The sequence below is a fragment of the Erysipelothrix rhusiopathiae genome (assembly GCF_900637845.1).
Lineage (GTDB): Bacteria > Bacillota_I > Bacilli_A > Erysipelotrichales > Erysipelotrichaceae > Erysipelothrix > Erysipelothrix rhusiopathiae.
In genome coordinates this window covers 252,599-275,425 of record NZ_LR134439.1, presented here as the reverse complement: position 1 = coordinate 275,425, position 22,827 = coordinate 252,599, and the positions used below count along the sequence as shown (strand labels likewise).

27 protein-coding genes and 1 other annotated feature are annotated in these 22,827 nt (G+C 37.1%); of the genes, 4 read left to right on the top strand and 23 right to left on the bottom strand.

Annotated elements, in window-relative coordinates:
- Position 1: 1 nt before the first annotated feature.
- Positions 2 to 694: a hypothetical protein gene (locus EL194_RS01350; protein ID WP_003774502.1), complete on the bottom strand. Its 693-nt coding sequence runs from the start codon at positions 692 to 694 to the stop codon at positions 2 to 4.
- A 164-nt stretch (positions 695 to 858) separates the two neighbouring features.
- On the opposite strand from EL194_RS01350, the gene EL194_RS01345 reads away from it, so the two are divergent.
- The 4 genes from EL194_RS01345 to EL194_RS01330 all read left to right on the top strand — a co-directional run bounded on the left by EL194_RS01345 (position 859) and on the right by EL194_RS01330 (position 4,041).
- Positions 859 to 1,440, top strand: coding sequence for an NADPH-dependent FMN reductase (locus EL194_RS01345; RefSeq protein WP_003774500.1), 582 nt, complete (start codon positions 859 to 861; stop codon positions 1,438 to 1,440).
- 38 nt (positions 1,441 to 1,478) lie between these two features.
- Positions 1,479 to 1,689: a binding site (T-box leader), on the top strand.
- A 139-nt stretch (positions 1,690 to 1,828) separates the two neighbouring features.
- Positions 1,829 to 2,650, top strand: coding sequence for a transporter substrate-binding domain-containing protein (locus EL194_RS01340; RefSeq protein ID WP_003774498.1), 822 nt, complete (start codon positions 1,829 to 1,831; stop codon positions 2,648 to 2,650).
- A 1-nt stretch (position 2,651) separates the two neighbouring features.
- Positions 2,652 to 3,314 (top strand): amino acid ABC transporter permease, encoded by a 663-nt coding sequence (locus EL194_RS01335; RefSeq protein WP_003774495.1) that lies wholly within the window; start codon positions 2,652 to 2,654, stop codon positions 3,312 to 3,314.
- Positions 3,307 to 4,041: an amino acid ABC transporter ATP-binding protein gene (locus tag EL194_RS01330; RefSeq protein WP_003774493.1), complete on the top strand. Its 735-nt coding sequence runs from the start codon at positions 3,307 to 3,309 to the stop codon at positions 4,039 to 4,041. Before EL194_RS01335 ends, EL194_RS01330 begins: the two co-directional genes overlap by 8 nt.
- A gap of 13 nt (positions 4,042 to 4,054) precedes the next feature.
- On the opposite strand, the gene EL194_RS01325 is transcribed toward EL194_RS01330, so the two are convergent.
- The 22 genes from EL194_RS01325 to rapZ form a co-directional block, all read right to left on the bottom strand.
- Positions 4,055 to 5,278 (bottom strand): bifunctional folylpolyglutamate synthase/dihydrofolate synthase, encoded by a 1,224-nt coding sequence (locus EL194_RS01325; RefSeq protein WP_003774491.1) that lies wholly within the window; start codon positions 5,276 to 5,278, stop codon positions 4,055 to 4,057.
- On the bottom strand, positions 5,263 to 5,922 hold the full coding sequence (locus EL194_RS01320) for a uracil-DNA glycosylase (RefSeq protein ID WP_003774489.1): 660 nt from the start codon (positions 5,920 to 5,922) through the stop codon (positions 5,263 to 5,265). The genes EL194_RS01325 and EL194_RS01320 overlap by 16 nt, the downstream gene beginning before the upstream one ends.
- A 48-nt stretch (positions 5,923 to 5,970) precedes the next feature.
- Entirely contained in the window at positions 5,971 to 7,431 is a 1,461-nt protein-coding gene (locus EL194_RS01315; RefSeq protein WP_013853397.1) for an LCP family protein, read from the bottom strand.
- 32 nt (positions 7,432 to 7,463) lie between these two features.
- Positions 7,464 to 9,017, bottom strand: coding sequence for an ABC transporter substrate-binding protein (locus EL194_RS01310; protein WP_003774485.1), 1,554 nt, complete (start codon positions 9,015 to 9,017; stop codon positions 7,464 to 7,466).
- 2 nt (positions 9,018 to 9,019) lie between these two features.
- The gene (fni, locus tag EL194_RS01305; protein WP_003774483.1) at positions 9,020 to 10,015 is read right to left on the bottom strand and encodes a type 2 isopentenyl-diphosphate Delta-isomerase; all 996 of its coding nucleotides are present in this window, start codon (positions 10,013 to 10,015) and stop codon (positions 9,020 to 9,022) included.
- Positions 10,016 to 11,050, bottom strand: a complete 1,035-nt coding sequence (locus EL194_RS01300; protein WP_003774480.1) for a phosphomevalonate kinase — start codon at positions 11,048 to 11,050, stop codon at positions 10,016 to 10,018.
- Positions 11,037 to 11,987, bottom strand: coding sequence for a diphosphomevalonate decarboxylase (gene mvaD, locus EL194_RS01295; RefSeq protein WP_034886668.1), 951 nt, complete (start codon positions 11,985 to 11,987; stop codon positions 11,037 to 11,039). Before mvaD ends, EL194_RS01300 begins: the two co-directional genes overlap by 14 nt.
- Positions 11,980 to 12,927: a mevalonate kinase gene (gene mvk, locus EL194_RS01290; protein ID WP_003774477.1), complete on the bottom strand. Its 948-nt coding sequence runs from the start codon at positions 12,925 to 12,927 to the stop codon at positions 11,980 to 11,982. The genes mvaD and mvk overlap by 8 nt, the downstream gene beginning before the upstream one ends.
- Before the next feature lie 123 nt (positions 12,928 to 13,050).
- Positions 13,051 to 13,587, bottom strand: coding sequence for a transcription termination/antitermination protein NusG (gene nusG, locus EL194_RS01285; protein ID WP_013853402.1), 537 nt, complete (start codon positions 13,585 to 13,587; stop codon positions 13,051 to 13,053).
- 1 nt (position 13,588) lies between these two features.
- Positions 13,589 to 13,771 (bottom strand): preprotein translocase subunit SecE, encoded by a 183-nt coding sequence (gene secE, locus EL194_RS01280; protein WP_003774473.1) that lies wholly within the window; start codon positions 13,769 to 13,771, stop codon positions 13,589 to 13,591.
- A 12-nt stretch (positions 13,772 to 13,783) separates the two neighbouring features.
- Positions 13,784 to 13,942 carry a 50S ribosomal protein L33 gene (rpmG, locus tag EL194_RS01275; protein WP_016357467.1) on the bottom strand — a complete coding sequence of 53 codons (159 nt, stop codon included), beginning with the start codon at positions 13,940 to 13,942 and terminating at the stop codon, positions 13,784 to 13,786.
- Positions 13,943 to 14,003: 61 nt separating this feature from the next.
- Positions 14,004 to 14,615, bottom strand: a complete 612-nt coding sequence (locus EL194_RS01270) for a sigma-70 family RNA polymerase sigma factor (RefSeq protein WP_003774470.1) — start codon at positions 14,613 to 14,615, stop codon at positions 14,004 to 14,006.
- Positions 14,616 to 14,636: 21 nt separating this feature from the next.
- Positions 14,637 to 15,347 (bottom strand): 23S rRNA (guanosine(2251)-2'-O)-methyltransferase RlmB, encoded by a 711-nt coding sequence (gene rlmB, locus EL194_RS01265; RefSeq protein WP_003774469.1) that lies wholly within the window; start codon positions 15,345 to 15,347, stop codon positions 14,637 to 14,639.
- Positions 15,347 to 15,721 carry a Mini-ribonuclease 3 gene (locus EL194_RS01260; protein ID WP_003774465.1) on the bottom strand — a complete coding sequence of 125 codons (375 nt, stop codon included), beginning with the start codon at positions 15,719 to 15,721 and terminating at the stop codon, positions 15,347 to 15,349. Before EL194_RS01260 ends, rlmB begins: the two co-directional genes overlap by 1 nt.
- Before the next feature lies 1 nt (position 15,722).
- Positions 15,723 to 17,060 (bottom strand): cysteine--tRNA ligase, encoded by a 1,338-nt coding sequence (gene cysS / locus EL194_RS01255; protein WP_003774463.1) that lies wholly within the window; start codon positions 17,058 to 17,060, stop codon positions 15,723 to 15,725.
- A 115-nt stretch (positions 17,061 to 17,175) separates the two neighbouring features.
- A complete protein-coding gene (gene gap, locus EL194_RS01250; protein WP_013853403.1) occupies positions 17,176 to 18,180 on the bottom strand; it encodes a type I glyceraldehyde-3-phosphate dehydrogenase in 1,005 nt (334 codons plus the stop codon).
- Between the two features lie 80 nt (positions 18,181 to 18,260).
- Positions 18,261 to 19,172 (bottom strand): GNAT family N-acetyltransferase, encoded by a 912-nt coding sequence (locus tag EL194_RS01245; protein WP_003774460.1) that lies wholly within the window; start codon positions 19,170 to 19,172, stop codon positions 18,261 to 18,263.
- A gap of 22 nt (positions 19,173 to 19,194) precedes the next feature.
- The gene (locus EL194_RS01240) at positions 19,195 to 19,467 is read right to left on the bottom strand and encodes a hypothetical protein (protein ID WP_003774458.1); all 273 of its coding nucleotides are present in this window, start codon (positions 19,465 to 19,467) and stop codon (positions 19,195 to 19,197) included.
- A gap of 74 nt (positions 19,468 to 19,541) precedes the next feature.
- Complete coding sequence (locus EL194_RS01235; RefSeq protein ID WP_003774456.1) at positions 19,542 to 20,069, bottom strand: GNAT family N-acetyltransferase; 528 nt, start codon at positions 20,067 to 20,069, stop codon at positions 19,542 to 19,544.
- 2 nt (positions 20,070 to 20,071) lie between these two features.
- Positions 20,072 to 21,016, bottom strand: coding sequence for a DNA-binding protein WhiA (gene whiA / locus EL194_RS01230; protein WP_003774454.1), 945 nt, complete (start codon positions 21,014 to 21,016; stop codon positions 20,072 to 20,074).
- Positions 20,995 to 21,954 (bottom strand): gluconeogenesis factor YvcK family protein, encoded by a 960-nt coding sequence (locus tag EL194_RS01225; protein ID WP_003774452.1) that lies wholly within the window; start codon positions 21,952 to 21,954, stop codon positions 20,995 to 20,997. The genes whiA and EL194_RS01225 overlap by 22 nt, the downstream gene beginning before the upstream one ends.
- Positions 21,954 to 22,814, bottom strand: coding sequence for an RNase adapter RapZ (rapZ, locus tag EL194_RS01220; RefSeq protein WP_003774450.1), 861 nt, complete (start codon positions 22,812 to 22,814; stop codon positions 21,954 to 21,956). Before rapZ ends, EL194_RS01225 begins: the two co-directional genes overlap by 1 nt.
- Between the last annotated feature and the right edge of the window lie 13 nt (positions 22,815 to 22,827).

Sequence of the window (22,827 nt, the reverse complement as noted above, 5' to 3'; positions counted from 1 at the left end):
TTTATTTGAAATCACCGAAATGATAGGCCATTTCATAAGTAAACGTTGCTTCTTGGTCTCTTGAACCAAACCATGTATGAATACCGAACTGACCGCTTTCTTCATTTTCTTTACCTGGCTCAAAAATAAACAGCGTCTTATCTTTAAGCACTACCTGGTTTAAGGATTCTTTAAACGTTTCTGCTTCTTTAAGATGGAAACGAACTGTAATCACGCCGGGAATATCATTTTGTTGATATCGCGCTGCGAACATTTCTAAATCTTTACGTGTAATTCTTCGCTCTCGCACATCCGTATCCGGACCAATATTCATTTCTTTAATAACGCCAACTTTTAAACTACCATTTTCTCGATAACTTGCAATCACATCCGCTTGGATTGAGTCATTACTGTTTGTATCCATTCGTGGTAGAATCATTTCTTCAAAACGCATATTTGTATATGATTCATTAATGTTTAAATCAAAACCTGCTTGTTTAATGCGGATTTGTTCTTTAAGAATTCGCGTAAAATCACCTTTACTAATATAAAACGAATAGAGGTGTTTCTCACCTACGTAAATATCTTTATCACGCCCAAGTGTCGGTACCATAACGGGTTTAAGGAATCGATTTCGCGTTGTAGGTTCATTTATATATTTATACAGACCATAGCCTGCCGCAGCAATTAAAGCTGGAACGATTAGTTTTTTCATATGCTACCTCCTTATCACTAAAATTTTAACACATTCTCCATACAATGAAATTGAATTGTTATCGAAACTTATGTAATTGTCATAAAGTCATGCGAATTCCTTTCTTTTTACGGTCTGTAACTCTATAATGAAAGCGATACAATTTTTAGAAACGGAGTGTCATCATGAAAATAATCGCAATCACAGGTTCCGTAGCAGGACGTAAGACACGCGTCGCTTTGGACTATGTTATCCAAGAAATAGCCAAACACAATCACACCATTGACACGGAAATTATTAATATCGGAGATTATGATCTTCAGTTTAGTGATGGACGTTCTGTTGACCAATATAATTCGGATACTCAGTATGTTATTAATTCAATTATGGAAGCAGATGCACTCATCGTTGGAACACCAACCTATCAGACTTCTATACCTGGCGCACTAAAAAATATTTTCGACTTATTACCCATGCATGCCTTGGTTGATAAGAGTGCCGGCATTGTGGTTACTGCAGGGTCACCAAAGTATTTTTTAATGGCAGAACAACAACTTAAACCCATTCTATCTTACATGGGAGCACGCATTGTTCAGAAATATGTTTTTATCGAAGATTGTGATTTTGATGGCCTTGAAATAAAGAATGATAATATTTTAAACCGCTTGCGAAACTTAGGTGATGACGTCATTTGTTCAGTAGAACATAGGACTTGGGTACAAAATCATCCGATGAAGAAAGATCAATTCCCTTATAACGATAAATAAAAGTATTGACAAAGATTTGATAGTACGATATTATTTCACTTAAATCGCAGAACAAGAGAGTAAACATTTGGATATCGATAGCGAATTAGGGACGGTGGAAGCCTAATGGATGAAATATGTTGAACCGCACTTGGGAGATGTTTATCTGAACAAAGAGTAGGATAAACCGCAAACCTAGCGTTACAGGAGAGAGGTCATATGAATAACATATGGCAATTAGAGTGGTACCGCGTTTAACACGTCTCTAGATATACAATATCTAGGGACGTTTTTTTGTTCCTAGATTCAAATAAAAGTGAGGAGAATTTTTATGGGAATCAAACGACGACGTGACTTCGCAAAGAGCACAAACCAAACATAGAGCGAACATCACAAGGAGAGAAACAAAATGAAAAAAACATTTATAGTAGCTTGCGTAACATTATTATTTTTAAGCGGTTGTGGAAAGAAGGATACAACCGTAACGAAACTTGAAGCAATCAAATCAAAAGGTGAAATTGTTTTAGTAACATCACCTGACTATGCACCCTATGAATTCATCGATGCAACAAAAACAGGTCAAGATCAATATGTAGGTGCGGACATCGAACTCGCAAAATTTATTGCGAATGAAATTGGTGTAGATCTCGTTATTAAAGCGATGAGCTTTGGTGATATTGCCTCCGCAGTATCACTTGGAAAATTTGATATGGGTATTGCGGGATTTACCTTTAATGAAGAACGTGCAGAACAAGTTGATTTCAGTAATACTTATGATACGACGGAGTCCACATGCCAAGGTTTTCTTGTAACGAAAGAAAAAGAAGCAACACTTAATACAATTGATGATTTAAAAACTGCGAAGGTTGCCGTTCAAAATGGTTCACTCCCTCAAACTTACGTGGAGACAGAACTTCCAGAAGCAACAATGCAACTCGTTAATACATTGGATGATGCTGTCCTTCAGTTGAATGTTGGAAAAGTGGATGCGATTGCTGCATCCTGTGCATCAGGTGAAGGCTTTACCTTAAATAATAAAAATCTTGTTGTAAGTAAAGTTAAATTCGCAACAATCGATGATAACGGTACAAAAGTCATCTTAGAAAAAGGTCAAGAAGATCTTATGGATGAAGTAAATAAAGCAATTGCGAAAGCTGTAGAACTTGATTTGTATAAACAATGGCTTGCTGATGCTACAAGCATTGCAGAACAATTAGGAGCGATTGACTAAGATGTTTCAAGATATATTAAAGCTCATTAATCGCTATGGACATGTGTATCTTAAGGGAGCTTGGGGTACACTGACCATTTCTGTTGTTGTTGTATTAATTAGTACCCTACTTGGTGCCTTTCTCGCAATGGGAAAGATGTCGAAATTTAAGCCTTTAAAAACAATTATTAATGTCTATATCGAAGTAATTCGTGGAACACCACTACTACTTCAACTAAGTTTATTTTATTTTTTAGGCTCTGAGTACATCTCCACATCCGTTCCTGATGTAGGATGGATCATGGTTGCTTTGATTATTAATTCGAGTGCCTATGTAGCGGAAATCTTCCGTGCTGGTATTCAAGCTGTTGATAAAGGTCAATTTGAAGCCGCAAAAAGTCTTGGTATTTCAAATGCTAATATGATGAAGAAGATTATCTTCCCACAAGCGATTAAGAATATCTTACCTGCTTTAGGGAATGAATTTATTACAATGATAAAAGAAACATCTTTAGCATCGGTATTCTTTGTAAACAACTTGATGACTTCGGAATCAATTGTCTCAAGTGCAACCCACTTAAAGCTACCGTCTTTGATGATAGTAGGGGTTATTTACTTTATAATGACTTTCTCAACATCGAAATTAATCGCCGCATTTGAACGAAAGGTGGCCCTCAATGACTAAACCGCTACTTGAAATCAAAAACATACATAAAGCATATGGAGACTTATCCGTGCTTCAAGGAATTAATGAAACAATTACCCAAGGTGAAGTTGTTTCGATTATTGGTCCTTCGGGTTCAGGAAAGTCAACGTTGCTACGGTGCTTAAATTTACTTGAAACACCATGTTCAGGAAGCATTATCTTTGATGGTGTAGCATTAGAGCCAGACCATAAAAACTTAGATAAGCTACGTCAAGAAATTGGGATGGTTTTCCAACATTTTAATGTTTTCCCCAATTTAACGGTTTTGGAAAACATTACCCTCGCACCAACTCTAGAAAAAGGGATGTCTAAAGATGAAGCAAATACTTTAGGTTTATCGTTACTTGATAAGGTAGGGCTTAAGGATAAGGCACATGAATTTCCACGTAAGTTATCTGGAGGACAAAAGCAACGTCTTGCGATTGTCCGTGCGCTTGCAATGCAACCTCAAGTTATGCTCTTTGATGAACCAACATCTGCATTAGATCCAGAAATGGTTAAAGATGTACTTGAAGTTATTAAAGATCTTGCGGTAAGTGGGATGACAATTGTAATTGTGACTCACGAGATGAATTTCGCAAAAGAAATCAGTGATCGTGTGTTATTTATGGATGGTGGTGTTATCTGCGAACAGGGAACACCTGAAGCAATCTTTGATAACCCGACACATCCTCGTACTATTGAGTTTCTAAGTAAAGTTTTATAAAAAAAAGCAAGTCTTAAATTGACTTGCTTTTTTTTATGAGATAATCCCGTGCTTCTGAAATAAAGTATAAGGATCCGGTAATGACACAAGTACCGTTATTTCGATGCTTCATTCCTGTATCAATCGCTTTATATTGATCTTCGATAATGGTGACATTATGTCCGAATGCTAATTTTTCAGCACGCTCCGATCGATAAAAATCGAATTGAGTAATGATCACTTCGTCGAATACGGATTCGAGTTTATTAATCATAAGCGTATAGTCTTTATCTTTAAGTGCGGTAAAGACCGCAACCCATGGTCTAGGAAGCATTTCCATACTTCTCACGAGCATTTCAATGCCCATCTCATTGTGAGCACCATCCACATAAACACCATCCAAGACGGGCTCAAAACGTCCCGCCCATGACGCACTTGCAATTGCATTTTGAATCGTTTTTGTATCGACGGTAATATGTGGTAATGCTTTTACAAGATGAATAGCCAGACTTGCATTGCCAACTTGGTAAAGACCTTGATTTTGGATGACATAAGGTTCTTCTAATACATCAAAGTAATACGCCAACCCCTCACGTTTCGGTTCAGGTATCATAACTTGGTGCATATTTGTTTGTTTTAAATCGGTAAAGTAGCTAAACACCTCCAAACATGAATCTTTACGTTCTGTTGTGAAAAACGGAACATTCATTTTAATGATGCCTGCTTTTTCTGTAGCAATCTTCTCAATGGTATCACCCAAAATATTCATGTGGTCAAGACCAATATTCGTAATTCCAGTAATAACAGGTTGGATTACATTGGTAGCGTCAAGGCGACCCCCAAGTCCAACTTCATAAATCGCATAATCTATGTCATTATCAATAAAATATAAAATGGAAATAAGAACATCGATTTCAAACATACTTAATTGGTACTGATCCCAAAATGGCTCCGTAACATTAATGTACATTAATAAATCAGAATCACTAATATTTTCATTGTTGATGCGAATACGATCATTATGTACCGTAAGATGCGGTGACGTGAAGGTCCCTACAGAATACCCAGCTTCTTGTAGGATAGCACGTGTATAGTTTGTTGTTGAACCTTTTCCATTGGTTCCACCAATATGGATACAAGTAAGTGAATCTTGAGGATTCCCCATATCTGCTAAGCATTGACGAAATAAGTCAATGCCATACGTTTGATTTTTACGTTTCATAAGCGCATCAAGCGCTGGTTCTATTTGTCTAAACATGTAACACTCCAATTAATTTCTTTTTGATTTCGTTCGTAAAGTAAGGCATTAATTTTCGAAAATGGGCGTGACCCAATAAATCCACGATAAGCTCCAAGTGGTGATGGGTGACTTGATTCAATAAATTGATGATGATCTTTAACGAGTGATTTTTTGGCTTGTGCCTTTTTTCCCCACAAGACAAAAATTATCGGTTCTTTACGGCACCCGAGTTCCGAAATAACACGATCTGTGAATTGCTCCCATCCAAGTTGCCCATGGGACATGGGTTCACCTTCTCTGACTGTTAGTAATGTATTAAGAAGTAAAACGCCCTGTTTTGCCCAAGCGGATAAATCACCATGTTCATTTTTTATACCAAGATCGGATTCCAATTCTTTGTAGATGTTTACCAAACTCTTTGGTAATTTTTGATCTTTGAAGACTGAAAAACTCATCCCCATTGCTTGACCGGGTTGGTGGTATGGATCTTGTCCTAAAATCACAACCCTCACGTCTTCAAACTTTGTGTAATCAAAGGCGGTATAAACCAGATCTTTGGGTGGATATATTGTGAATGCTTTTCGTTCGTCTTCGATTTTACGTTCAAGCATTTTAAAATACTCTTTTTTCATTTCTTCATTAAATAATTGTTCCCAGTTCATAACGTCCTCCTGTACATTTCTAAAAAATAAAAGCCAGATATCTGGCTTTTATTCACTTACTGAAATTACTTCATGACGTTCCATTGCCTCAATATAGTCGTGAGCTTGACGGACTGTATCATAATTTGGTTCCATTACATAAAGTGCTGGACCCGGCATTGAATACGTCGTTGTACTTGAACTTCCAGTTCCTGTTACTGCATAAGATTGAATATCCCAATCTGACATATCATTAATTTGTTGTTTTATTAATTTCTTAAAGTCACTCTCTTCCATACTCATTTGGAATGAGTCGGAAACTGAATTTAGAATAGAAGTATAGTTCGTAATAATTGCAGGTGACATTGCTTTCTTAAGAATACCTGTAATGAGTGCTTGTTGGTTTTTTACACGGTCATTATCTCCGTTTGGAAGATTGTAACGTTCACGTGCAAAGATGAGACCATTACGACCATCAACATGGTTAATGCCTTCATCAAAATAGACACCCGCAAACGATTGGAATGCGTATCGTGAATAGACATCAACGCCACCCAATGCATCGATAATTGTTTCTACTGAACTAAAGTTAACCTTAACAAAATAGTCAATATCGATATCAAAGAGATTTTCAAGTGTTGCCATTGATTCCCCAACACCATAAATTCCAGCATGGGTTAATTTGTCATAAGCTCCAAATGATGCCAGTTCAACGTGATAATCACGAGGAATACTTGTCAGTAAAATTTGTTTGTTTTTTGGATCGACCGTCATAATCATATTTACATCGGATCGTGATACTGATGATACTGGTCCATAGGTATCAATTCCTGTCACAAACATACTGAAGGTATCCTTCATAACATCAGCATTTTTGTTTTTGAAATCAACTTCTTCTTCATAAGCCACCGTACCAATAATACGTGTCTTCTCATCAAAATCTTTGACCTCATCTTGAATAAAGCCACGATGCGCTTCACTCAACAAGATTACTTCTTGAGTGCCATCATATAAATCATTTGCGAGTTCTGTATAATCTTCGTAATCTACGATGTTAATATCTGATTTATACTTTTCATCAATTAACTTTTTCCCTTTAGTAATGTTTTTAGAATCAAGACGTGTGTTGGCACCGATTGGTAATTCCTTCACGTCTTCAATACTTTTATATTTTGAATCTTTCATGACCACTACAGAAATAACGTGTGTATCTTTATTTGCACCGGTTAATTTCCCTAAGAAACTGTTTCCGGTAACTAAATAACGTGTTCCAAGTAATAAGAGTAAACTTAAAATTAAGCTATACACCTTACCGAAATTTTTTAACTTACCGGGTTTGGTGAGCATGGTTATGAGCGCTCCAATAAGGAATAGAAGTAGGATAACCCCCACTATAATCATTAGATACTTTGTAGGAATTGCATTAAACTTGTAGATTGCATACAAAGTAACGAGTGAACAAAGTAAAAAGATTAAAATGATTACTTTGTCTCTGAATAATATAAATTCTTTTCGATTGTTTTTAGCCATGCTAACCTCCATCACAAATTTGTGATTATCAATTAATTGTCTTTCTTTTCTTCGTTTTCGGAAGAAGCATCATTCTTTGATTCTTCTTTTTTTGCTTCAAGTGCCTTTTTCTCATCTTCAGCTTTTTTGGCTTCTAATGCTTTTTTCTCATCTTCAGTTAAATCATTCTCCTCAATCCATTTGTTTGCAAGTGAAACAATTTCGGACTGAGCTTCATCAACCGTTAGTTTATGATCATAAAGATCTCTTAATATCGGCATGAAATCAACTTCTTTATAAAGACTACGTGCTAATTTGGTTGGATTATTATCCAATGCCATCACTGGTGGCGTATCATGGAAATTATACGCTCTCATTTTTTCAATGAGTTTCTTATCGGTAATTGTAAGCTCATCAAGGTGAATACGATGATAAATCGGCGTTTTACCCACAGAACTCTTGTAAGTTGATACCCCTTCTCCGCTACGCAAGATTCGAATTACTTCTGCGGCAGCAGATGGGTATTTAGTTTCTTTACGTGCGATATAACCATCAACCTCACCCATCGGAGACATCCGGTGCTTCATATACTCTGGATAAGGTGCATACACATATTCGTCCTTAGTACTCATCTCGTATTTATCGGCCATTTCAAAATCAGTAATAAGGCTAAAGGCTGAGCGTCGTTCGTAAAACGCTGCATCCAATTGCCATGGAAGGTCTTCTGCCTTCACATCTTTTGGTAATGTTTTATCCATTTTGTGGGTACTCATCGCTTCAATAAAGACGAGCCCATCTCTAAATTCTTGGGTTTCAAAGCCTGGGTCCGATCCTTTTTTCGTGAAATTCAACGTCCATCGACCACTGGTTAAGAAAGGATAAAAGGATTCTTGGTCTTTAAAGGATAATGGAAATACCATATCGGTCTTTTTAAGAATTTTATCGGAAGCTTTATAAATTTGATCCCATGTTTCAAAAACATCTGGTAATCCAGAATCATCTGAATCTTTTAAATCAAATCCCGCTTCTTCTAAAAGTGTTTTATTATAAACAAAGAGGCCCCCCTCGATACTATTTTGAACAAAATAGTATCCTTTGAGATTTATTGAATCTTGAAGTTGGACTGGAATTCTACTTCCAACGACCGTATCAAGACCATTGCCTAAATTAACCAATTGATCTAAAAAGTAAACAGCATTTTTCTGCGAGGTTACCATTACATCGTAAGGGAGTCCTTTAGCCATTTGATCAATACTTAATGGTTCTTGGACAACATAACTAATCGCATCTTTATGTTGCGGATGCGTTTCATCCCATGTGGAAACTAAGTATTCCCCAAGCTCTTTATTTTCAACTTGTACGGTGAGTGATGCATTTTCTTCAATACTGAAATACTCGTTATCTTTATCGTAACACACCGTTTTCCCATCAACAGTGCAACGGCTGTTTAAGAAAAAGAATGAGGTTGAAAAAACTGCAAGTAACAAGACTGCGACAACGCCAATAATAACACTCTTATTCTCTTTAGGATTTTTAACCAATCGTTGTTTTTCTTTCTTGTCGTTTGCATTTTCCTCAACGTGCACTTCTTGATGTTCTTGACTCATCCTTACTGCACCTCCTTCCCATGAATTGTATATTCAACATTTGGTAATTCTTTTATCGTTTTGGCACCTACTAAAACCATCAACTTTTTGAAGTCTTCCAGAAACATGGAGACTTCTTCAAACATTGCATCTGATTCTAAATGAGCTGCCTTCAGGAAATATCCTGAAATTCCTACGGCTTGTGCGCCTAGAATTAAACACTTCATGGCATCAAGTGGGTTTTGAATACCACCGGATGCGAAAATATTACACTTTTCTTGGTACGACTTCGTCATTATAAGCGACTCTACGGTTGTAATACCCCAATCTGATAAATAATTATAGCGTTTACCTTGTGATCGTTCATTTTCAATCCAAACAAAATTGGTACCACCTCGACCACTTACATCAACATGTCGTACACCACAGGCATAAAGCTGCGCAACAGTCTTATCACTCATACCAAATCCTACTTCTTTAACAATAACAGGAACATCAACCGATGCCACGATTTGAGTAATGTTCTCAATCCAATGTGAAAAATCGCGATCCCCTTCATCCATAGCTATCTCTTGTGCAACATTAATGTGAATCCCTAATGCATTCGCATCAATCATTTTGATTGCGCGTTTTACATCCTCAACCGTAGCATTCGCACCCACATTACCAATAATAAAACCCGAAGGGTTTTCATCGCGGACAACTCGGTATGACGACGCCAAGCTTGGATCATCAAGTGCTGCATGCTGCGATCCAACTGCCATCGGCAATCCAAAAACACGAGCAATTCTCGCTAGTTTTCGATTTAAAATTTCAGTTTTTTCACTGCCACCTGTCATTGCATTAATATAGATTGGATACTTCATCGTTTGACCTAAAAACTGAATGGACGCATCCACGTCACTCAAATTTATATTTGGTAAACTTTGGTGAATAATCCGTATGGTATCAAAATCAGATTGATACACATTTTGCCTTAGAGCAAGTGTTACATGTTCGTCTTTTCTTTTTGATCTCATTTACGTTTCATACACTCCTACATCTAGATATAGAATACCATGTTTTTCCCATTCGTGTACCAAAGTGTTCGCTTTTTCATTAAAGTTTTCAGATATCAATGCGAATCCACAATCACCACCACCAGAACCGGATATCTTCGCAGGAAAGTCGAGATTTTGTGCTGATTCGATAAGTGCTGTTAATTCATTTGTTTCGATATTAATATCAGCACGATTCCCTAATTCAAGCATCAACAATCTATAGTTATTAATCGCTTGGGAAAGCATCCCAAAATTATCTTGATTCCAAGCAATTATAAATAAATCTACTAAGCGATTGGCATCATTTAGAAACGATTCATAATAGTTTGGATTTGTACTGCTTAATTCACGTACTGAATCAACAAACGGAGCTGTTTGATTTACCGTACCAGTCCATCCTACACAAAGTTTGACTGAATTTGATATGAGCGGTTCAATCACCAATCCTGGCCACGATGTATGTACAAGATTCATATTACACATATCCTCAACGATCAACCAAGATTCATCATAGCGTTCATAAGCAACCAGACCTCCAAAACAAGTAGAGGCTAAATCACCACCAGAACTCATTTCACCCACAATAACTTGAGCCATCACCGAGAGTTTAAAAAGTTCTAAAGAATCTAAGTTAACATCGTGAAGTTTTAAGATTGCATCAATTACTGCCACAATCACGACACCACTGGAACCAAATCCATACTTTCGTTGATTATCCGAATCCAGTTCACTTTCAATATGCATTTTAAAAGAAATCATCGGCTTTTTCTTAAATTTTAAATAACGTCTCGACATTTCAATTGCAGCTTTCACATGAACTAAATTATCATTCTGCATAAAAATTTCAGTGCCTTGAAGATCACCATAGCGACTGTTCACCTCAAACTGCTCTGAAGGTTCGATATATACATTTAGAAACCGGTCAATAGCCGCAATAACCGCTTTTTGTCCAGGTTCCATAATTGCATACTCACCCATAAGAAACAGTTTCCCAGGAAATTTAGAGTGAATCATGAACTGAAACCCCCACTCCCGGTGCACATACCACTGTGTTTATACCTTCTAACTCATTAAGAATTGCATCAACATGGTCTGAGGTCGTCATTATCTTTACATTCGGACCCGCATCCATTGTGAAGAAAGCAGGTATTGATTTTTGTAAGGTACGAACTTTATTCATAATTTCGACTGTTTGAGGTTCAAAATACCACATATTTACAGCCATCAAAGATGCATGCATCCGAAGCGCATTCCCTTGAGCAATTGCTCCCACAGTCCAAATATCATGGTCTTTTAGAGCCTGTTCAAGTAAAACAATATCTTTTTCAGTCTGTTCAACCCAAGCCGGGTAATAGACAGATGACTCAACCGTTGTGTTCATCGCTTGACTGCTTAAAAATGGTTTCTCCTGATCGTTAAGGATACAGACAATCATTCGAAACTCAGGCCAAGGATTCATCGCTATGGGTTGAGCAAAACTATCAAGATCCCCAGTCCCTCGATTCCACCTAACAAAACCACCATAAATTGAACGGGAGGCACTGCCAGAACCCAATCTTGCACAACGCGAAACTTCTTCATCCGACAAATTAAGATGCAAAGTCGCCGCTTTCGCAAGCGCAGCAAATGCGGACGCAGAAGAAGCAAGACCAGCAGCCTTCGGAACAGCATTCGTCGAATGAATTCGCGCAAAAGAAGGTATATCATAACACTCACGTAAAGCGTTCATATACCAAACAACACGATCTTTTTCCTTACCTTCTACTAAAACGCCATCCAGGATAAATACATCCTCAGTAAGCGCTGAATCATAATCTACACTTGTTTCTGTATAAAATTGATCTAAAGTCAACGAAAGACTTGAATTGTGCGGTATTTTTAATTCATTATCTTTCTTACCCCAATATTTAATTAAAGCGATATTAGTATGAGCACGAACTGTTTTATTCATGAATCTGTTTTCCATTTAGATTATAAGACCAAGTATCTACCGCACCCGCTTCTTTTAATTTTTGAGATACATGAACTGAATCCGATTCATTTGCGCACAAAGCAATAATACAACCACCTTTTCCAGAACCCGTTAATTTAGCGCCTAATGCACCTTCTTGTAAGGCAACGGCTGTCAAGTGGTCTAATTTTTCATTACTTACGCGGATTGTTCTTAAAACTTCATGAGCAAGGTTCATACAATTTCCAACCTCACCAACATTTCTTGTTTGAAGATGAACACGTGTTTCATTCGTTAAATCAGCCAATTTATTCATAAGCGATTCAACATAATCAGGATTATCCTTTAGCATTGCATTCACTTCCGATACCGCAAGACGTGTTTGTCCGGAATCACCGGTATCAGCAACCACAAGAATTGCATCCATATCAACTTCGATAACCTCACCCCGTTTACCGCGTTCAAAAAACACAGGTTTTCCCATCGCGATGGTGTTCGCATCCAAACCGCTCGGATTGCTGTGATGGATCCGTTCGGCAACAGATACCAAATAATTTAAGTTTTCGTCGGATAAGTGAATCTTAAATGCATCAAAAAGACCACGAACAACAGATACAGAGACAGCGGCACTCGAGCCCAATCCTCTTTGTGGTGGTAATGTTGATGTAATTGAAATATGAAGACCATAGTTTTCTTTATTCATAAATTTTAAAGTTATTGTAATCAATTCTTTGATGCCCGCAATCACAGAAGGTGAACTTGATAAAGCACCTTGGTAATAGAGACAGTCAATTGTGGTTTCCTTTTGATGGAAATCCACTCTAGTCTCAATGCGTGCGGAAGCAAAAGGTAACGCAATCGCTGGCTTACCATAAACCACTGAATGTTCACCCATTAAAATAATCTTTCCGGTCGCAGACCCAATTCCGTATAGACTCATATAAACACCTTCCAAACATAAATAGCATCTATATTATACATCATAATTCTTAAGATTTTCCAATTCACATTAATTCATATAATTGCGGACAAAAAAAAGCGAGCTAAGCCCGCTTTAGAATTATTATAATGCTTCAATATCTGTATATGAAATCTCAGTCGGAGTCTCACGACCAAATAAAATCGTAAGAATCATTGCTGTTTGAGAATCATTATTCATACTATCAACAGTTCCTTCAATACCAGCGAATGGACCTGAAAGAATGCGTACTGTATCGCCTTCTTTGAAATTAACGATAAGTTTTTGATCACTCATACCCATGCGTCTTAGGATTGATTCAATCTCTTCATCTGAAACTGGGAATGGTTTTGCACCACCACCTGATGAACCGATAAATCCTGTAACCCCTGGCGTATTACGAACAATATACCACGCTTCATCCGTCATAATCATTTCTACGAATAAATATCCTGGGAATAAGTTACGAAGTTTTTCAACTTTTTTACCATTCTTATATTCAATTTCTTTTTCTTCAGCTACAAGAATTCTAAATAAAGCATCTTCGATACCCATTGATTCTACGCGTCGTTCTAAGTTTTCTTTAACACGGTTTTCATGTCCTGAATAGGTGTTAACAACATACCATTTTTTTTCTTCCATTTTATCCACCAATTCCAATCAATTTCAATGCTGCTACTAACACAACTTCTGTTAGTAAAAAGTAAGCTACAAAAAACAGAACAAAACATAAAACAATTGTTGTGTTTCGTGTCATTTCCTTACGAGTAGGCCATTTGATTTTATGGATTTCTTCTTTAATTCCAGCAAAACTAAACCAAGCCATAGCATTTACCTCCTATTTTGTCTCTCTATGTAATGTGTGTCTTCCACATCGTTTACAAAATTTTTTTATCTCAAGTCGTTCAGTAACACTTGAATGATTTCGAAAAGTAGAGTAGTTACGTGAAAGGCAGTCAGTACATACCAAGATTACTTTTTCTCTTTTATTTGTCATTAAAAAACCCCACTTTCGTGCTACCTAACTTTATCACAATCACAGTGGGGTGTCAATGAACTCACATGTGGGAAACATCACGCATTGCAACGAGACGACGCCTCACTTTTTGAATGATATTATCCACATTTTTCGGTGAGATATTAAACCGTTCTGCAATTTCACGATATCCAAAACCTTCTTCACGCATTGTATAAATTACGCGTTCTTTTTCAGAAATGGTTTCAAGTACTTTACGTTCTATTTTTCGTGCATCTTGATAATGTGCAACCACAACTGGATCACTTGTGATATCTTGCGACTCAATCATATCCGCAAGATATACCGACTTATCTTCTGTAACAAATAAATCCAGGGACCACTTACTATCTAAAAGTTTATACGATTGTGATCGGCATTTACGTAATGCTGTACGCATCGTCGAAATTACACAGAGGTTTACATAATATGCAAATCCTACGTCTTTTATTTCTTTAAAGGTATATATGGCATCATAAAACCCAAGAAATCCTTCTTGAAATAAATCTTCGATACTAATTCCGATAGGCTTTTGTTGAGTATAAAGTTCATATGCTCTTTTCCAAAGCAAGCGCTTGAACTTCCCCATTACTATATCCAATGCATCTTCACTATTCTGGTGAATCATATAAAGATACTCAAAATCGCTTATCATGCAAATCCCCCCATCACTGCATTATTTTCGGCGACGTACAATATCAAAGAGCAATACACCCGTTGCGACGGATACGTTTAATGAATTAACGCTTCCTTGCATTGGGATTGTGGTCAATATATCACACTCTTTTTTTACCAATCGTGATATTCCTTTACCCTCGGAACCCACAACTAATACAAGTGGCATATCAACATTAAATTCAGTATAATCTACTGCATCAACCGCATTCTCTGCAGCCACTACCCAATAACCAGCTTCTTTAAGTTCAGCAATTGCTTTAACCATATTTGTAGCTTCAGCTACTTTTACAGTATTAATCGCACCTGTAGAAACTTTCGCAACCGTTGATGTTAATCCCACACTTCGATGTTTTCCAACGACAACGCCATCGACTCCACATGCATCACACGTTCTTAAAATCGCGCCTAAATTATGAGGATCTTCAAGCTGGTCACACAAGACAATCAGGTTGTTCTTTGCGCCTTTAATAATTTCTTGAAGTGAGTGGTATTTGTAGTCTTGAATTTCAATTACGACACCTTGGTGCACACCATCAGCCATTTTGTCCAGTCGAAATTTATCCACAAACTGTACACGAATTCCTTGTTCTTTCGCAAGCGCAACAATTTCTTGGTAATTTCCTTTATTGAACAAATATAAATTCTTTGGTTTCTGCCCACTTTTTAAATATGCAGTGACCGTATTTTTCCCAAAAATGTAATTCGACATTATATTTCCACCGTTTCTATATATTCTTTCCAAAGTTCATCCAAACGTTCTTGATGGCCTTCCATATGGAGATAACCCCACAATGCTTCAAATCCTGTCGCAATTCGATATGACATAACATCTGCATTTTTAGCCATCGATGCACTCTTAGCATTTCGACCACGTTTGTAGATACCCATTTCTTCTTCAGTCAGCGCATTACGGTCTAATAATGTTTTCATATAATCTGCTTGTGCCATCGCACTCACGAATTTAACTGAAGTTTCTTGTAATTGCTTTGTTTTCGTAATTCCCTGCTCCACTAAATATTGTCTTACTTGAAGGGACAAAACTGCATCTCCAACAAAAGCCAATACATTTCCAGAATGCATCATATTATAATAATCCTCGTTCTATCAGTTCACCGCGATAGCGATCCGCATCATCAAAGTCCTTGCGTGCTTTTGCTTCATTCCATTGTTTAAATAAGAGTCGTGCTGCTTCGTCAAGGACAATTCTTGTATAAGAAATGCCCAACACATCCAACATCTTCTCAACCGTAACAATATATTTTGAGACATCACTCGCATTGATTTCTCTTTGACGAACTGCTGCATTTAATTGTTTAACAGTATCAAATAGCACAACATTCGCATTGGCTACATTTAAGTCATCAGACATTGCATCCATAAATTGATTAAATCTTAATTCGTCATAATTTGTGTCAATTTGAAATTCTAACTTTTCAAGCTCAATATAAGCTTTGTTTAAACCTTGGAAAATGCGGTCTAATTCTTTGTGAGTTTGTTCCACAAGTTCTTCGGTGATATTCAAAGTGAGACGGTAATGTGTCGACATGAGTAACCATCGTGTAGCATTTTCACCCAGTTTATCAATAAACTCTTGAGCCCACATAACATTACCAATGGACTTACTCATTTTCTCCCCATCGATATTAAGCATCGCATTATGAACCCAGTAATTCGCAAGATCATGATTATGAAGTGCTCTACACTGCGCCGATTCATTTTCGTGATGAGGGAACTTTAAATCTTGTCCACCACCATGAATATCAATAATCTCTTGTTTGAATTCGTTGTTAATCATAACAACACATTCAGTATGCCATCCAGGTCTTCCTTTTCCCCATGGCGCATCCCATTTAATTCCGTTATCATTTGTATCTTTCCACAATACAAAATCTAGTGGGTTTTCTTTATTACTATTTTCTTCGATGCGAGCACCAACCATTAATTCATCAATATTTTGTGAAGAAATGGCTCCATATTCTTCTGCCTTAGACACACGAAAATATACATCCCCCTTGGACGCATACGCATAATCATGGTCGATTAAGTCTTGGATAAATGAAATAATCTCTGGCATTGTATTCGTTACTTTTGGAGTTGCTTGTACATGATCAGCATGAAGTCCTTTTCGAACTTTTTCGTACGCTTCGATGTATCGATTTGAAATAACCGATTCATCAACACCTTCCTCTGATGCTTTTTTAATGATTTTATCGTCAACATCAGTATAGTTTGATACAAGTTTAACATCGTACCCTAATGTCTCCAAAACGCGTCGCAACAAGTCAAAGACAACGATGGGACGTGCGTTTCCAATATGTGCGTAGTTATAAACGGTTGGACCACATACATACATGGATACCTTACCTTCCTCGATGGGTTTAAACTCTTCAAGGGAATTTGATTTTGAATTATATAACTTCATAATAGCCTCCAAACCTTTGCAATAAGTATATCATAAATAGCCTTTATTTATGTACACTTCAAACATAAAAAAAAGCTACCCAAATGGATAGCTTTCTTGATCATAATTGAATCAATTAGAATTTTGAAGCAACGTAATGTGCTGTACGTACTAATTGGTTTGTATATGATGCTTCGTTGTCATACCATGAAGCAACTTTAACTAAGTTAACACCACCGATTGATGAAACTTTTGTTTGTGTTGCGTCAAATAATGAACCGTAGCTCATACCAATGATGTCTGTAGAAACAAGTTGTTCTTCAGTGTAACCGAATGATTCGTTAGCTGCTGCTTTCATAGCTGCGTTTACTTCTTCAACTGATGTTGCTTTTTCAACTACTGCTACTAATTCAGTGATTGAACCAGTGATTACAGGAACACGGTGTGCTCCACCATCTAATTTACCTTGTAACTCAGGGATTACTAAACCAATTGCTTTAGCTGCTCCTGTTGAGTTAGGGATAATGCTTTGTGCAGCTGCACGTCCACGACGTAAGTCACCTTTAGCATGAGGACCATCTAATGTATTTTGGTCATTTGTGTAAGCATGGATTGTTGTCATTGTTCCTGAAATAATACCATACTTGTCATTTAATACTGCAGCCATTGGAGCTAAGCAGTTTGTTGTACATGAAGCACCTGAGATAACTGTTTCGCTACCGTCAAGAATTTCATGGTTTGTGTTATAAACAACTGTTTTGATGTCGCCTGTTGCTGGAGCTGAAATAATAACTTTACGAGCTCCTGCTTCTAAGTGCATGCCAGCTTTTTCTTCAGTTGTGAAGAAACCTGTACATTCGATAACTACGTCAACACCTAATTCTTTCCAAGGTAAGTTTTTAGGATCGCGTTCGCTTAAAACTTTGATTTCGTGTCCGTCGATTACGAAAGCTCCGTCTTTAACTTCGATATCATGTTCGAAACGTCCTTGTGCTGAATCATATTTTAATAAATGAGCTAATGTTGCTGCATCTGTTAAGTCGTTGATTGCCACGATTTCCATGTCTTTTGAACCTGTTAATAAACGTGTTGCTAAACGACCAATACGGCCGAAACCGTTAATTGCTACTTTAACTGTCATAGTGTCTATATCCTCCTTATAATTGACATTCTTATTATATACCATCTCAACCAATTGTCAATTGTGAGCCAACTAACAATCTATAAAAAATCCCTATTAAACAGTGGCTTCCCAAAGGCATGGAACGCCGAATACGCACTGATAATTTTTATATGATACAAACGTTCAAATAATTCCTTATCGTTTACACGCGCTATTAGAAATGGTGCCTTCACGCGTTGTGCTTCTGTAAATATTTTGTCTAAGCGCTCTGAGACTGTAGCGTGAAGACGTACATCTTGTACAGAGCGCGAAACAAAGGCAAGAAGCCTTACCAACGAGCCGCTCTTATCATAACAACATTCCAATACTTCAACTGAATGCGGGCCATTTGTGACGATTGCATAAGCAATCAATTCCCCATTTTCTTGAAGACCAATAATTTGACCATTCTGTTCTCTCATTGTTTTCTTTAGTTTTCCAAAATAATTTTGATCGCGAACAAAATTTCCGGTGAAGTGACTTGTGAAACGACGATACACTTCTAACAGACTTTCTGGACCAGGGTCACGTACGATGCCTTCCATTCCTAAAGAGGGAAGTGAAACAGCTGGAATTGTATAGATATAGTTTTCCACTACTGTTTCAAAACCAAATGGTTCAAACCATTCTGGATGATCTGTATGACATAGAGTAATAATGTCTGTCTTCGATACCTCGTCCAATATCGTTTCAATAAGTGAGGACATCGTATCCAACAAAACATTTGGACGCATAAAACTTCCAACGAGATAGGATGTTTTAATATTTTTATCATGTAACGACAAAACCTTATCATGAACTTGAATCGCGGCTAAAATTTCATCATGATTATTTTTAGCCAAGTAACACTGATTCTCGCGATAAAAATTATTAAAATAAGCATCGACAGAACCACGATTTAAGTTTGGAAACGCATCTTTCCACAATATATGTAATTCTTTTTTATCTGTGCTGACCGCTTTTGAAATCATGAAGCATCTCCTCCCTTAATCATTACTTGTTTTCTTTATCAGTTACATCACGTGTTGTATATTCAACATCAATGACATCGCCACTATGATTATCCGAATACGTTTGATCTGAATGCGTACTCTGGTTTCCGTAAAAATCTCGAGTACCTCCTCGAGGACGACGCACTTCTTGAATAACGCGTACAATTGTACTAATTACCCATATTATTACAACAATACCCACCAGTTGAGGTAAAATTCTGATAATAATCATTGTTATTAAAAATAAAACTAAAAATGAAATAATTGAACCCATAATAAATACCGCCTTTTAATAATTATAACACGAAAAAAAATGTCTAAAGCATTTTTAGCGTGCTTCACCAATCATCACATAATGTCTGTTTGAAGGAGGGAGTAGATGCAAATATCGATGTATTGTCCCGCTTCATACTCTGCTTGACGTAAAGTTCCTTCGTATTTAAAGCCAGTCTTATCTAAAAGCCGAATACATCCTTTATTTTCAGGACAAACTTTAACTTGGAGACGATTATAGTATTTGAAATTGAACGCATAATCGATTGCGTATTGTAATGCTTCGGACAGAATCCCTTGATTCCAATATTCGTATTTTAATTTAAAGCTTACTTCAATACAGTTAAAATCAAGATCATGATTATAACATCCTACATCGCCAATATAACGATCCATTTCATCAGAAATAACCCAACGAAAGCCATCCATACTGGTCTCTGATTCTTTGAATCGATGGATTTCGTTGAGAGCCTCATCAATGTTTTCGAAACGACCCATACCATAATATTTTGTAACTCGATCGTCACACATTATATTGTAGAGTTCACCAGCATCTGAATCTCTAGCATCTCTCAAGTTAAATTTTACACCTTCGTAATGCATTATTAAGCTTCCTCTTGATCTAATTTATCGGCTAACTCGATTAACTTTTTAAAACGGTGTTGAAGCCCTGATTTACTGATGGTTGCATTATGCTCTGCTTCATAATATTCAATAAGTTCATTTAAACTTGCTTCAGGATGATTCATTCGTAAGTCACCCACCTGAATTAAACGATCCTCCAGTTGATTATAACGATTGTGTTCGATTAGTTTATAGATAGCATCTAATTGCTGACTTCCCGCTTTAATGGTTTTAACTTCATTCGCAACCTCACAATTATCAAGGCGGGTTAATGAATTCTTAAAATCACGTTGAATTCTTATATCTTCAAACTCAAGTGTATTCACATGTGCTCCGGTAATTTTTAAGAAGTCCGCAATGTGGTCTGCAGCTTTAACATAAACAACTTGGCGATTGCGTCTTGAGGTAATTTTAGCGGAGATATCAAAACGATTTAAGAGTTTTTGTAAGTAGAGGGCAAGTTCCTCACCTTCACAGGTTATTTCCATATGATAATTCGCTGTTGTGGGAGCGTTAATGCTTCCACTAGCAAGAAACGCTCCCGCAAGATAAGCACGTGCACAACATTCTTTAAGTGTAATTACACTGTATGGGGTATTTCGCATTCCTTTAGATGAATAAATTCCAAGGTCTTCTAAGATTTCCATACCGCGATCCATCACCCGTAAAATATAAACATTGTTCTTTTTTAACTTTTGCTTTTTCACAACCGTTAAGTCAATTTCTACTTGATAACGTTCTTTTAGAAGTGAAAACAATCGTTTCGCGATGGCAGCATTTTCAATCTCTATTTGAATCTGCATCCGTTTGTTTGCGATAATTAGGTTTGAATTAATTTGTAAGAAAGCCGACAAAAAAGCACGCTCACAGCACTCATGATAGATGTTTGTTGATATTTCATGTTTTACTTCACTGCTAAAGGACATCCAATCACCTCCAAAATTTCATAAAACCCTTCGCGAACACGATCATGATCATGACGGATTTTCCCATTTTCAAAACTCAATAAGTTTTGGTCTACAACCGCATAGGTGTGTACCATGCTTCTAAAGTATATTGGATGGGAATCTTCGTTTTCATAGTTTTGAATCACATCCGCAGGGATTTCATCGACACAACGAACAACAAGATCAATCGGTTTTTCGATATGTTTTACGATCGCATTAACGTGATCTTCACCACTATAACCATCTGTTTCACCAGGTTGGCTCATTGCATTGCAGTAATATATTATTTTCCCTGTGCTATTTTGGAGCGCTGCTTTAATCTCGGGAATAATGATATTGGGTAGTATTGATGTATACAAAGACCCGACCCCTAGCAAAATGACATCTGCTTCTAAAATCGCTTTAATCGCTTTATCCGTTGCATGTACCGGTTCATCATAGTAGACGCAATCGATTGAGTTTGCATATTTAGGAATGTTGGATTCTCCCCGAACAATCGTCCCATCTTCCATACGTGCGCATAACGTGATTGTTTCTTCGGATGAAGGAATGATATCTCCCATAACATTTAAGACTTTAGATACGGACGCGACGGCGTCCATAAAATCTCCAGTTGTGTCTGTAAGTGCTGTTAGGATTAAGTTTCCAAGATTGTGACCTGCAAGTGTCGAACGCGAATCTTTACTGAAACGGTAGTTCATGATTTGAGAGAGTAAGTTTTCGGACTCAGCTAAGGCAAGCATCACATTTCGTATATCACCCATCGCAGGCACATTAAAATCTTCTCTTAATCGCCCCGTGCTTCCACCATCATCTGCGACTGTAACGATTGCACTTAATTCAATCGATTCAATATGTTTTAGACCTCGTAAAAGTGCTGACTGCCCTTTACCGCCACCAACTACTGCGACCTTCATTACTCTTTGTCCTCAGGCATATCTCGGTGGTCTTTAAGTGTGTTGTATTGCTTATCGTAATTTTCATAGAGCCAATTAACGATCGAAACGGATCGATGTTGGCCTCCGGTACATCCAATCGCAACCGTTAATAAATGTTTCGATTCTTCGATATAACGTTCAAAAGCATAATCCAAAAATTGGGTTAGATATTTCAAGAACTCTTGTGTTTTTTCATCGTTAATGACGTAATCAAATACGGGCTTATCGTTACCCGTCATCGATCGTAAAGACTCTTCCCAATATGGGTTATTTAAGAATCGCACATCAAAAACAAGATCTGCATCCATCGGAAGTCCTTTACGGTAACCAAAGGATATAAAACTCAGCGACAAGGATTGGTTCCCTTCAATTTTAAAGAATCGCTTAATTCTTGATGTTAGGTTTTGTTGTGTTAAAAATGTTGTGTCGATAATAATTGATGCACGTGATTTAATGTTTGAAAATTGTTCAATTTCCGCATCAATTGCTTCTTCAAGTCCATTTGCTAAATTCGCAACAATTAATGGATGGTTACGTCGATTATATTTGTAACGCAGCAGAAGCTGCTCTTTGCTCGCATCTAAAAATAGAACAATTAATTCGCATTCTGAGTTTTTAAATGTACGGTAGAAAATATCAAAATCCGCTGCATTCACACTTAACGCTAAATTACTGTATGTTCCATCTTTCATCGCCTCGATATCTCTTACAAGATCCTCGATCATAAATACAGGAAAACGATCAATACAATGATACCCCATGTCTTCTAAAACGGCCATGGCACTTGTTTTCCCTGCACCTGATAGACCTGTCACTAAAACTACTTTTTGTTTTTCCATGTTCCACCTCTTA

Excerpts from the sequence above, each read along its gene's own strand:
- EL194_RS01350 (WP_003774502.1), bottom strand. The coding sequence starts at position 694 with ATGAAAAAACTAATCGTTCCAGCTTTAATTGCTGCGGCAGGCTATGGT.
- EL194_RS01345 (WP_003774500.1), top strand. The coding sequence starts at position 859 with ATGAAAATAATCGCAATCACAGGTTCCGTAGCAGGACGTAAGACACGC.
- EL194_RS01340 (WP_003774498.1), top strand. The coding sequence starts at position 1,829 with ATGAAAAAAACATTTATAGTAGCTTGCGTAACATTATTATTTTTAAGC.
- EL194_RS01335 (WP_003774495.1), top strand. The coding sequence starts at position 2,652 with ATGTTTCAAGATATATTAAAGCTCATTAATCGCTATGGACATGTGTAT.
- EL194_RS01330 (WP_003774493.1), top strand. The coding sequence starts at position 3,307 with ATGACTAAACCGCTACTTGAAATCAAAAACATACATAAAGCATATGGA.
- EL194_RS01325 (WP_003774491.1), bottom strand. The coding sequence starts at position 5,278 with ATGTTTAGACAAATAGAACCAGCGCTTGATGCGCTTATGAAACGTAAA.
- EL194_RS01320 (WP_003774489.1), bottom strand. The coding sequence starts at position 5,922 with ATGAACTGGGAACAATTATTTAATGAAGAAATGAAAAAAGAGTATTTT.
- EL194_RS01315 (WP_013853397.1), bottom strand. The coding sequence starts at position 7,431 with ATGGCTAAAAACAATCGAAAAGAATTTATATTATTCAGAGACAAAGTA.
- EL194_RS01310 (WP_003774485.1), bottom strand. The coding sequence starts at position 9,017 with ATGAGTCAAGAACATCAAGAAGTGCACGTTGAGGAAAATGCAAACGAC.
- fni (WP_003774483.1), bottom strand. The coding sequence starts at position 10,015 with ATGAGATCAAAAAGAAAAGACGAACATGTAACACTTGCTCTAAGGCAA.
- EL194_RS01300 (WP_003774480.1), bottom strand. The coding sequence starts at position 11,050 with ATGATTCACTCTAAATTTCCTGGGAAACTGTTTCTTATGGGTGAGTAT.
- mvaD (WP_034886668.1), bottom strand. The coding sequence starts at position 11,987 with ATGAATAAAACAGTTCGTGCTCATACTAATATCGCTTTAATTAAATAT.
- mvk (WP_003774477.1), bottom strand. The coding sequence starts at position 12,927 with ATGAGTCTATACGGAATTGGGTCTGCGACCGGAAAGATTATTTTAATG.
- nusG (WP_013853402.1), bottom strand. The coding sequence starts at position 13,587 with ATGGAAGAAAAAAAATGGTATGTTGTTAACACCTATTCAGGACATGAA.
- secE (WP_003774473.1), bottom strand. The coding sequence starts at position 13,771 with ATGGCTTGGTTTAGTTTTGCTGGAATTAAAGAAGAAATCCATAAAATC.
- rpmG (WP_016357467.1), bottom strand. The coding sequence starts at position 13,942 with ATGACAAATAAAAGAGAAAAAGTAATCTTGGTATGTACTGACTGCCTT.
- EL194_RS01270 (WP_003774470.1), bottom strand. The coding sequence starts at position 14,615 with ATGATAAGCGATTTTGAGTATCTTTATATGATTCACCAGAATAGTGAA.
- rlmB (WP_003774469.1), bottom strand. The coding sequence starts at position 15,347 with ATGTCGAATTACATTTTTGGGAAAAATACGGTCACTGCATATTTAAAA.
- EL194_RS01260 (WP_003774465.1), bottom strand. The coding sequence starts at position 15,721 with ATGATGCATTCTGGAAATGTATTGGCTTTTGTTGGAGATGCAGTTTTG.
- cysS (WP_003774463.1), bottom strand. The coding sequence starts at position 17,060 with ATGAAGTTATATAATTCAAAATCAAATTCCCTTGAAGAGTTTAAACCC.
- gap (WP_013853403.1), bottom strand. The coding sequence starts at position 18,180 with ATGACAGTTAAAGTAGCAATTAACGGTTTCGGCCGTATTGGTCGTTTA.
- EL194_RS01245 (WP_003774460.1), bottom strand. The coding sequence starts at position 19,172 with ATGATTTCAAAAGCGGTCAGCACAGATAAAAAAGAATTACATATATTG.
- EL194_RS01240 (WP_003774458.1), bottom strand. The coding sequence starts at position 19,467 with ATGGGTTCAATTATTTCATTTTTAGTTTTATTTTTAATAACAATGATT.
- EL194_RS01235 (WP_003774456.1), bottom strand. The coding sequence starts at position 20,069 with ATGCATTACGAAGGTGTAAAATTTAACTTGAGAGATGCTAGAGATTCA.
- whiA (WP_003774454.1), bottom strand. The coding sequence starts at position 21,016 with ATGTCCTTTAGCAGTGAAGTAAAACATGAAATATCAACAAACATCTAT.
- EL194_RS01225 (WP_003774452.1), bottom strand. The coding sequence starts at position 21,954 with ATGAAGGTCGCAGTAGTTGGTGGCGGTAAAGGGCAGTCAGCACTTTTA.
- rapZ (WP_003774450.1), bottom strand. The coding sequence starts at position 22,814 with ATGGAAAAACAAAAAGTAGTTTTAGTGACAGGTCTATCAGGTGCAGGG.